Origin of the sequence: Caulobacter sp. D5, assembly GCF_003185805.1 — a bacterium.
Classification (GTDB): Bacteria; Pseudomonadota; Alphaproteobacteria; order Caulobacterales; family Caulobacteraceae; genus Caulobacter.
The window spans coordinates 1-8,552 of sequence record NZ_QHJY01000457.1 but is presented as its reverse complement, the minus strand read 5'-3'; the positions used below and the strand labels follow the sequence as shown (position 1 = coordinate 8,552).

Here is an 8,552-nt window from a genome sequence, read left to right as displayed (position 1 = left end):
CTGGTGTCGCCGGCGGCCGCAGCCTGGGCGCTGGCGTCGGCGGCGGTGTCGGCGGCGCTCGAGGCCTGGGCCGCGGCGTCGGCGGCCTTCTGGCTCTCGACCGAGGCCTCGGCGGCCTTCTCGGTCTTGTTCTCGCAGGCGGTGACGCTCAGGGCGACGGCGGCCAGGCCGATGAGCAGGGTATGACGCATGTGAACTCTCCCAAACGAGCTTCGCCGGTCTGTCGCCGGCTTGGCTCAACCCGCAGGCGGCGGCGTTCGTTCCGCCGCCCTCTGCTCAGGCCTTCGGGCATGAAAAAGCCCGGCGGCGTCCTCTCGAACGCCGCCGGGCCGGTCTCTTCAGCGAAAGCGCGTCCTTAGAAGCGCTTCGTCACCTGCACCCCGTAGGTGCGCGGCTCATTGACGAAGGCGGTCAGGTTGTTGAAGTCGATCGCGCCGATGACATTGGCTTCGTCGGTCAGGTTGCGGACATAGACCGCCGCTTCCAGGCCCTGGGCCGGGTTGCGCCAGCCGGCGCGCGCGCCGCCTTCGAAGTTGGTGTCCTGCATGAACTCGACCGATTCATAGAGGAACAGGTTGAAGTCCTTCTGCATGACCCAATCGGTCGAGGCGAAGAGCTCGGTGCCGTTGTTCAGGCCATGCACGTAGTTCAGCGTGATGTTGGCCGTGTACTTCGGGGCCTGCGGGAACGGGTTGCCGTCGATGTTGGCGCGGCGGGTCGTGCCCACCGTGACGATCGGATCGGTGACCGTGCAGTTGGCGCCGCAGAAGGCGACCAGCAGGTCCTTGTCCTTGATCTCGGTGTGATTGTAGGCGAACCCGCCGGCCAGGCTGAAGCCCGCGCCCAGATAGACGTCGCCGTCCAGTTCCAGGCCGTAGCCCTCGCCCTTGTCGGCGTTGATCAGCTGGTTGAAGTTGCCTTCGCCGCCGATGGCCGTGAACTGCGGGTCGGTGACCTCGTAGTAGTAGACCGTGGCGTTCAGGCGCGCCTTGCCCTGCCACAGGCGCGACTTCAGGCCGGCCTCGTAGGACATCACCGTCTCGGAATTGGCCGCCGTGATCAGGTCGGACGAGGTGATCCGGCCCTGCAGCGACGGACCGCGATAGCCCTTGGCCACGCGGGCGAAGGCGTTCAGGTCGCTGTTGATCTCATAGAGGGCGCTGAGGTCCCAGCTGACCTGCTCGTCGCCGACCGAACGGCGCACGTTCGACAGCGGCAGGGCCGTGCTGGTGCTGCCGGCCGGGATGATCCGGTCGCCGTGGAAGTCGCGGCTGTCTTCGGTGTAGCGCAGGCCGCCGGTGATCTTCAGGGCGTCGGTGACCTTGTAGTTGGCCTGGCCGAACACCGACCAGGATTCCGAGCGCTGGATGATGTCGCCGATGACGATCGGGTTCAGGCCGCCGATGCCGTTGAAGGTGCCCGAGACGAGGTTGAAACGCTCGTCCCAGAAGAAGGCGCCGACCTGCCAGCCGAGGCGGCCGTCGCCGTTCGAGGCCAGGCGCACTTCGATGGTCTTCTGGTCCAGGTCGCTCGACAGGGTGCCGGTCTCGGAGTTGAACGGCGTCTTGTAGGGCGCGGTCGAGGCGGCCGAGGCCACGCCGCCGTCGATGTCGCCATCGCCGGCCGAGCGGCCCTGATAGGCGCTGACCACGCCGGTCAGGGTGACCGGGCCGAAGTCGTAGGCCGCCTGCAGGCTCTGCGAGGTGGTGTGCTGCTTCTGCGGGTTGTTGCGGCCGCCGTCGTAATAGACCGTGTCGCGGTCGAAATTGCCGTTCAGCTCGTTGGAGCCCTTGGTCAGCACGTTGGCGCGGTTCAGCGTGCCGGTGCCGGTGTAGTTGCGCGACTGCAGGGTCAGCAGGGTCGACAGGCGGTCGGTCGGCTTCCAGGCCACGTGCACGCGGGCGGCGGTGTCGTCGAAGCGGCCCAGGTCGTCGCCGTCGCCGGCGAACGAGGGGTTGTAGGCGTTGTTGACCCAGTCGTCGCGATGGTTCCACAGGCCGGCGATGCGCACCGACAGGGTGTCATTGACGGGGATGGTCACGCCGGTCTCGGCGCGCACCGCGCCCAGGTTGCCGTAGGCGATCGAGCCGAAGCCGCCGAACTCGCCGCCCGGCTTGACGGTGTCGATCTTGACCACGCCGGCCGGGGTGTTACGGCCGAACAGCGTGCCCTGCGGGCCGCGCAGCACTTCCAGCTGGTCGACGTCGAACAGCGGGAAGCCCTTCAGGTAGACGTTCTCGAGCACCACGTCGTCGAGCACCACCGAGACCGGCTGCGAGGCGTTGAAGTCGAAGTCCACGTTGCCGAGACCGCGGATGTAGAAGCGCGGGGCGTAGCGGCCGTTGGAGCTTTCGATCTGCAGGCTGGGCACGCGCGCCGAGAGCGACAGCACGTCGCCGCCGCCGGCCGACACGGCCGCCAGGGTCTTGCTGCTCATCGCGGTGACGGCGAACGGCACGTCGCGGATGTTTTCGCTGCGGCGCTGGGCGGTGACGACGATCTCCTCGGTCACCGTGGCGTCGGAGGCCGGCGCTTGAGATTGCGCCAGAGCCGGCGCGGAGATCAGCAAGGCCATGCCGCTAGCGGACAAAGCGAGCCAGTTTTGAAGATTCATACGTGCAACCCCTCATATTTTCGGGGCGCACCTACGCCATGACGTTACATCAACGCCACAAAAAACCGGTGTCATTGCTTGAACTTTTCAAGACAACTCGATCTTCGTGCAGCGAACACCGAACTTTGAAACAGCTTTACTGCGAGAACGCCGAACACTGAACGGGAATATATGACCCGCACCTGACGTCGAAACGCAACCTCCCGACGCCAGCGCCCGGCATGTAAGAAAACAATTACCCGTATGAAATTCCGCACACGAACCATCCTCGGCGCATGCCGACGACGCGGCGGCCACGCTCAGCCCTCGATCCAGATGTTCCTGGCTCCCACCAGCGTGACGCTCTGCATCACCCCCGGCCGGCTGCGCGTGTAGGCGCAGACTCGGAAGTCGGCGAACACGCGGGGCCGGAACAGGTCCTGCTCGTAGGGCCGCAGACGCTTCTCCAGCGACGCCGGCAACTTGTGGATGTCGTCGAAGTTGTCGCCCTCCTCGTCTACGCCCCCGGAATAGCCTGCGCGAACTTGAACACCCGGTCGGGATCGACCGCCGCCTTGATCGCCTTCAGCCTGGGCAGGTTGTCGCCGTAATAGGAGGTGGCGAAGTAGTCGGGCTTGGACGGGTCCCTCGACAGGCCCGGGTCGGCGAAGTTCTGGTAGGCGCCGCCGCCAGCGCGCGGGCGCATGGTCTTGTAGAAGGCGTCCAACCAGTCGTGGTTGGCCTTCATCCGGGCCTCGTTGTGCGAGTCGGCCTCGCCCCAGTAGAGGCCGTTGACCATCAGCCAGCGGCTGTCGCGGTGGACGAAGGCGGTGTCGGCCTTGCCCACGACGTTGATCTGGCCGCCGGTCTGGAAGAAACGCAGGTCGCAATAGCCGTAGGTCCCCGGCCATTTGCGCAGGTGTTCGAGGCCCGCGGCCAGGTCGTCGGCGCCGAACCTGCGGTTGGTCACAAAGGCCGAGCGCTCCTGGTAGAAGGTCGCGAAGCCGTCCTCGTGCAGGAAGTCCTGAGCCGGCCAGTAGAGCAGTTCCTCCACCCCCGCCCCGCCGGTCGGCTTGGCAAGGTCGAACACCGGCTGCAGCAGCTTCATCAGCGCATCACGCGGCCCGACGAACTGGCCCAGCAGGCTGATCGGCACGTCGTAGCCGGCCTTGACCTGCACCGGCGTCACCGCCCCGAACGACACCCGCGAGCCCAGGGCGTTGGGCGCGTCGTCCAGCACCGCCATCAGCTTGGCGCCCAGCTCGGCCACCGAGACCTTGGGATGCGGCGCGTCGGGCGTGCGGCTCCAGCTGAGGTCGAAGACGGTGACGACCTTGCCCTTCACGTCGAAGGTCTGCAGCGAGAACGAGGTGCTGACCCCGAAATTACCGCCGCCGCCGCCCTGGCTGGCCCAGAAGAGGTCGCGGTCCTTCGGGTCGGCGGCCTTGGGCGAAAGGCGGCGCAGCGAGCCGTCGGCCAGCACGATCTCGCTCTCGACCAGCTGGTCGCAGCCCAGGCCGTGGGCGCGCATGTTGAAGCCGATGCCGCCGCCCAGCAGGAAACCGGCCGCGCCCACCGACGGACAGCGGCCGTGGGTCACGGCGCGGTCCTGGCTGCGCAGCAGGCGGTAGAGGTCGCGGTTGCGCGCGCCGGCGCCGGCCCGGGCCACGCCCGTGGCCGCGTCGTAGCTGGCCTGGCTGAGGCCGCCGGTGTCGAGCATCAGGCCGGTGGTGGTCGAATAGCCGGCGTAGGAATGGCCGCCGCCGCGCACGATCAGCGGCACGTCGTTCTGGCGCGCCCAGCCGATGGCGAAGGCGACATCCGCGGCCGAGCCGCAGCGGGCCACGCCCTGCGGCAGGTTTCCGGCGAACTCCAGATTGTTGGGCAGGGCGATGGCCTGGTAGTCGGCGTCCCAGGCGCGCAGCACCCCTCCGCTCAGGTTTCGCGCCAGGCGGTCCCACTCGCCTTCGGCCGGGCCGGCCGGCGGCGTCGGATTGGGCGCGTGCAGCGGCGAGCGGGCCAGGGCGCTCCTCGGCGCCAGCGCCGCCCCCATGGCCAGCAGGCCGCCCGCGGCCAGGAAATCGCGCCGGCTGGCGAAATAGCGTTTCGTCTGCATCGTCTCCCCCAATTTTTCCTTGAAACTCGGCGGCCGCGATCAGCGGCAGTCGGCCGCCACCTTGGCCCGGGCCGTACCGCCGTCGCCCTTGGCGAACAGCGCCTGCTCCTCGGCCGGCAGGGTCGGCAGGGCCGCCTCGAAGCCGTTCTCGCGGCCGCGCGCGTAGTCCTCCAGCACCGTCATGGCCGCCGGCGACAGCTGGGCCTGCAGAACATTGGCCGCGCAGGCGCAGCCGATCCGGTCATATTTCAGGCCCAGGCCCGTCAGCTTGCCGTCGACGCAGGCCCGCGTCACCACGGCCCGCTGGGCGGCCGGGGCGTCGGCCTCGACCCGGTCGCAACTCGACGCCGCCAGGCCCGACGCCAACATCGCCGCGATAATCAGAAACTTGCGCATGCTCTTCCCTTGCGGCGGCAAGCTTGGCGCTACACCCTTCGGTTTTATGTGAAAATTATAACGCCGAGGCGCTTTCCGCCGGATCGCCGCGCCCGACGCGTGACAGCAGCCAAGACAGGATTGCCACCGGTGTCTCGGCGCCGCATCTAGGCGTCCGGGCGGACGTCAGATCCGCCGAACCAGCATTATCGAGGCGCCCCCTGTGACCACCGACACCGCCAGCTCGTCCCTGCGCCTGAGCGCCGTCAGCTATCCGGCCGCCCTGCCCGGCACGGCCCTGCCCGGCTACGACCGCGACAAGGTTGAGATCGGCGTCGTCCACTTCGGTCCCGGCGCCTTCCATCGCGCCCACCAGGCCTTCTATTTCGACCGGCTGCTGGAGAGCGACCCGCGCTGGGGGATCTGCGCCGTCTCGCTGAAGAGCCCCGGCGTGCGCGACGCTCTCGGTCCGCAGGACGGCCTCTACACCCTGGCCCAGCTGGACCGCGAGACCAGCTTCCGCGTCATCGGCTCGATCCTCGAGGTGCTGGTCGCGCCGGAAGACCCCGAGGCGGTGTTCGCCCGCCTGGCCGCGCCGCAGACCCGCCTCGTCACCCTGACCGTCACCGAGAAGGGCTATTGCCTGACCGGCGAGGGCAAGCTCGACACGGGCCATCCCGACATCGTCCATGACCTGGCCGCGCCGCGCGGCCCGGTCAGCGCCGTGGGCTACATCGTCGAGGGCCTGCGCCGCCGCTTCGCCGCCGGCCTGCCGCCCTACGCCGTGGTCGCCTGCGACAACCTCGCCGACAACGGCTGGCGGCTGAAGGCGGCCACGATCGCCTTCGCCGAGGCGGTGGATCCGGCCCTGGCCGCGTGGATCGAGCAGAACGCCGCCTTCCCCCGCACCATGGTCGACAGCATCACCCCGGCCACCGACGACGCCCTGCGCGCCCGCGTCCAGGCCGCCACGGGCCTCTTCGACGCCTGGCCGATCCAGCGCGAGGCCTTCACCCAGTGGGTGGTCGAGGACGTGCTGGGAGACGGCGCCCCGGACCTCGCCTCCGTCGGCGTCACCCTGACCGACGACGTGCGCGGCTTCGAGCGGGCCAAGCTGCGGCTGCTGAACGGCGTGCACTCCACCCTGGCCTATGCCGGCCTGCTGAAGGGCCACGAGACGGTGTTCGAGGCGGTCGGCGACCCGGCCCTGGAGACCCTGGCCCGCGACTTGATGGTCCAGGACATCATCCCCACCCTGACCGCCCCGCGCGGCCTGGACCTGGTCGCCTACGCCGAGGCCATCCTCGACCGCTTCCGCAATCCCGAGATCCGTCACTTCCTGAGCCAGATCGCCTGGGACGGCTCGCAGAAGCTGCCGTTCCGCATCCTGGGCACGGTGAAGGACGCGCTGGAAGCCGGCGGCCCGGTCGATCGCCTGGCCGTGCCGATCGCCGCCTGGTTCCATTTCCTGAAGAAGCGCGCGGCCGAGGGCGTCGCCGTCACCGACCCGCTGGCCGACCGCCTGCTGGCCGTGGTCCAGGCCCTGCCGGGCGAGGTGAAGGGCGATGTGGCCGCGTTCCTGGCGCTGGAGACGGTTTTCCCGGCCGAACTGGCGGCGAACGCGACGTTCGTGGCGGCGGTGGAGACGGCGTACGAGGAACTCGGCTAGTTAAATCCGTAGTCCCCCCGCGAAAGCGGGGGTTTTGCGGATCCATGACTCCTCCGCATACGGAGCCCGCTCGACAAACTCACTCGATGGCGCAGCTCAGCACGGCGCCGTCGGCCGAATCCCGCTCGACGGCGATCGTCACCTTCACCCCCGGGGGGCCGCTGGTGTCGACGCGCCGTCCCTGGCCGCCGAGCTTGAAGCCCGCCGCATTGGCCTCGCGCAGCACGTCCTCGAACGGCGCGTCGAAACCGACCCACAGGCGATTGCCGTAGCCCATCCAGCCGCCGACCGCGATCTGGCGCACCTTCAGGCCGCGCCAGGTTCCCGTCAGCGGGACAGTGGCGCGGTAGGTGTCGCCGTTCATCTCCACGTCCGGCTCGCCGACCTGCGATCGGTAGGCTTCCGGAACCTGCGGGGCGGCCGGCAGCACGGTCAGCTCCAAAGGCGATCCCTCGAACTTCACGACGCTGGTGGTCAGGCGCAGCAGGTCGGGCGCGGGCTGGCAGCGCGCGGCGTCCTTGAAGGCCAGCAGGCCGTCGAGCGGCGGCGGGGGCGGCGCCGTCTTCTGTTCGGCGCAGCCGGCCAGCGCCATCAGGGCGGCCACCGTCAGCCCCGCGCCAAGTCCGATCTTCCGCATCACGCCCCCAACTCGCCTCAAGGTTCAGCTTGGCCGATCCGGACACGCAGGCGCAAGACCCGAAGCGTCAGGCCCGCACGCCCTTGCCCAGCACCACCGGCGCGACGGTGCCGGCCAGGATCTTCAGGTCGAACAGGAACGAGGCGCGAGCCAGATACTCGGCGTCCAGCGCCACCTTGTCGGGGATGGCCAGCTCGTCGCGGCCGTTGATCTGGGCCCAGCCGGTGACCCCGGGGCGCAGGACGTCGACGCCGGCGACTGTGCGGGCGGCGACCAGGTCGTCCTGGTTGAAGAGCGCCGGGCGCGGGCCGACCAGGCTCATGTGACCCACCAGCACGCTCCACAGCTGCGGCAGCTCGTCGAGGCTGGTCTTGCGCAGCAGCGGCCCAACGGGCGTCAGCCAGCGGGCGGGATTTTCCAGCAGGTGGGTGGCGACCTCGGGGGCGTCGATCCGCATGGTGCGGAACTTGGGCATGGGAAACAGGCGATTGCCCCGCCCCACCCGCTGCGACCAGTAGAGCGCCGGCCCCGGCGAGGTGGCGCGCACCAGCGCCGCCACCGCCAGCAGCGGCAGGGCCAGCACCAGCAGGCCCGCGGCCGAGGCGGCGAGGTCGAAGGCGCGCTTCAGCACCGGATCAGGCCAGGTCGCTGGCCGCCGCGTCCAGCAGCAGATAGGCGCGGCCGGCTTCCGAGGCCAGCAGGGCGGCCACGAGGAAGCCCTCGCGATCCTGCTGGGCGGCCTCGTTGATCATGCCGGCGTAGCGGCGCACGAAGCGCTCGGCGTTGGACTTCAGCGGCGCGTCCGAGAACAGGCGGCGGACCAGGCGGCGGATGGCGGCCGGGGCCAGCTTCTTGACCACCTCGCGGGCACCGTCCTCGTCGTGGGTCTGGATGGCGGCGGCGATCTCGTCGATGCGGCCGCGCGGCAGCAGGGCCGAGGGATCGATGCCCATGGCCAGGATCTCGCCGGCCAGCTTCTCGCCCAGGGCCGCGTCGCCCGGCGAGCTGTTCTGGGCGTCGCCCAGCACGGTCTTCCAGCTCCAGCCCTCGTCCTGCGCGGGCTCGGCCGGCGCCGGGGCCGGGCCGCGACCGCCGGCGGCGTCGAACATGGTGCGGAACTCGTCGTCGGTGGCCGTGGGCGTGAGTTTCAGGCGCTGGCGCG

8 protein-coding genes and 1 pseudogene are annotated in these 8,552 nt (G+C 69.6%); 1 reads left to right on the top strand and 8 read right to left on the bottom strand.

Features of this window, described 5'->3' with window-relative positions; translation table 11 throughout:
* The 5 genes from DMC18_RS23555 to DMC18_RS23540 all read right to left on the bottom strand — a co-directional run.
* Positions 1-191: hypothetical protein (locus DMC18_RS23555; RefSeq protein ID WP_370444632.1), on the bottom strand; the 191-nt coding region annotated here is incomplete at its 3' end.
* 164 nt (positions 192-355) lie between these two features.
* Positions 356-2,614, bottom strand: coding sequence for a TonB-dependent receptor (locus tag DMC18_RS23550; protein WP_110121540.1), 2,259 nt, complete (start codon positions 2,612-2,614; stop codon positions 356-358).
* Between the two features lie 299 nt (positions 2,615-2,913).
* Complete coding sequence (locus DMC18_RS26275; protein WP_158285973.1) at positions 2,914-3,075, bottom strand: hypothetical protein; 162 nt, start codon at positions 3,073-3,075, stop codon at positions 2,914-2,916.
* Between the two features lie 35 nt (positions 3,076-3,110).
* The gene (locus tag DMC18_RS23545) at positions 3,111-4,709 is read right to left on the bottom strand and encodes an FAD-binding oxidoreductase (protein ID WP_110133363.1); all 1,599 of its coding nucleotides are present in this window, start codon (positions 4,707-4,709) and stop codon (positions 3,111-3,113) included.
* 39 nt (positions 4,710-4,748) lie between these two features.
* Positions 4,749-5,105 carry a hypothetical protein gene (locus tag DMC18_RS23540; RefSeq protein ID WP_110133362.1) on the bottom strand — a complete coding sequence of 119 codons (357 nt, stop codon included), beginning with the start codon at positions 5,103-5,105 and terminating at the stop codon, positions 4,749-4,751.
* A gap of 202 nt (positions 5,106-5,307) precedes the next feature.
* Between DMC18_RS23540 and DMC18_RS23535 the strand changes: the two genes are divergently transcribed.
* Positions 5,308-6,753, top strand: a complete 1,446-nt coding sequence (locus DMC18_RS23535) for a mannitol dehydrogenase family protein (protein ID WP_110121543.1) — start codon at positions 5,308-5,310, stop codon at positions 6,751-6,753.
* A gap of 79 nt (positions 6,754-6,832) precedes the next feature.
* Here the strand turns inward: DMC18_RS23535 and DMC18_RS23530 are convergent, their stop codons facing one another.
* From DMC18_RS23530 to DMC18_RS23520, 3 genes and pseudogenes are all read right to left on the bottom strand, one after another.
* On the bottom strand, positions 6,833-7,390 hold the full coding sequence (locus DMC18_RS23530) for a hypothetical protein (RefSeq protein WP_110121544.1): 558 nt from the start codon (positions 7,388-7,390) through the stop codon (positions 6,833-6,835).
* A gap of 67 nt (positions 7,391-7,457) precedes the next feature.
* Positions 7,458-8,018 (bottom strand): sugar transferase, encoded by a 561-nt coding sequence (locus DMC18_RS23525; protein WP_110121545.1) that lies wholly within the window; start codon positions 8,016-8,018, stop codon positions 7,458-7,460.
* A 7-nt stretch (positions 8,019-8,025) separates the two neighbouring features.
* Positions 8,026-8,552: pseudogene (locus DMC18_RS23520) on the bottom strand (polar localization protein TipN); the annotation flags it as partial.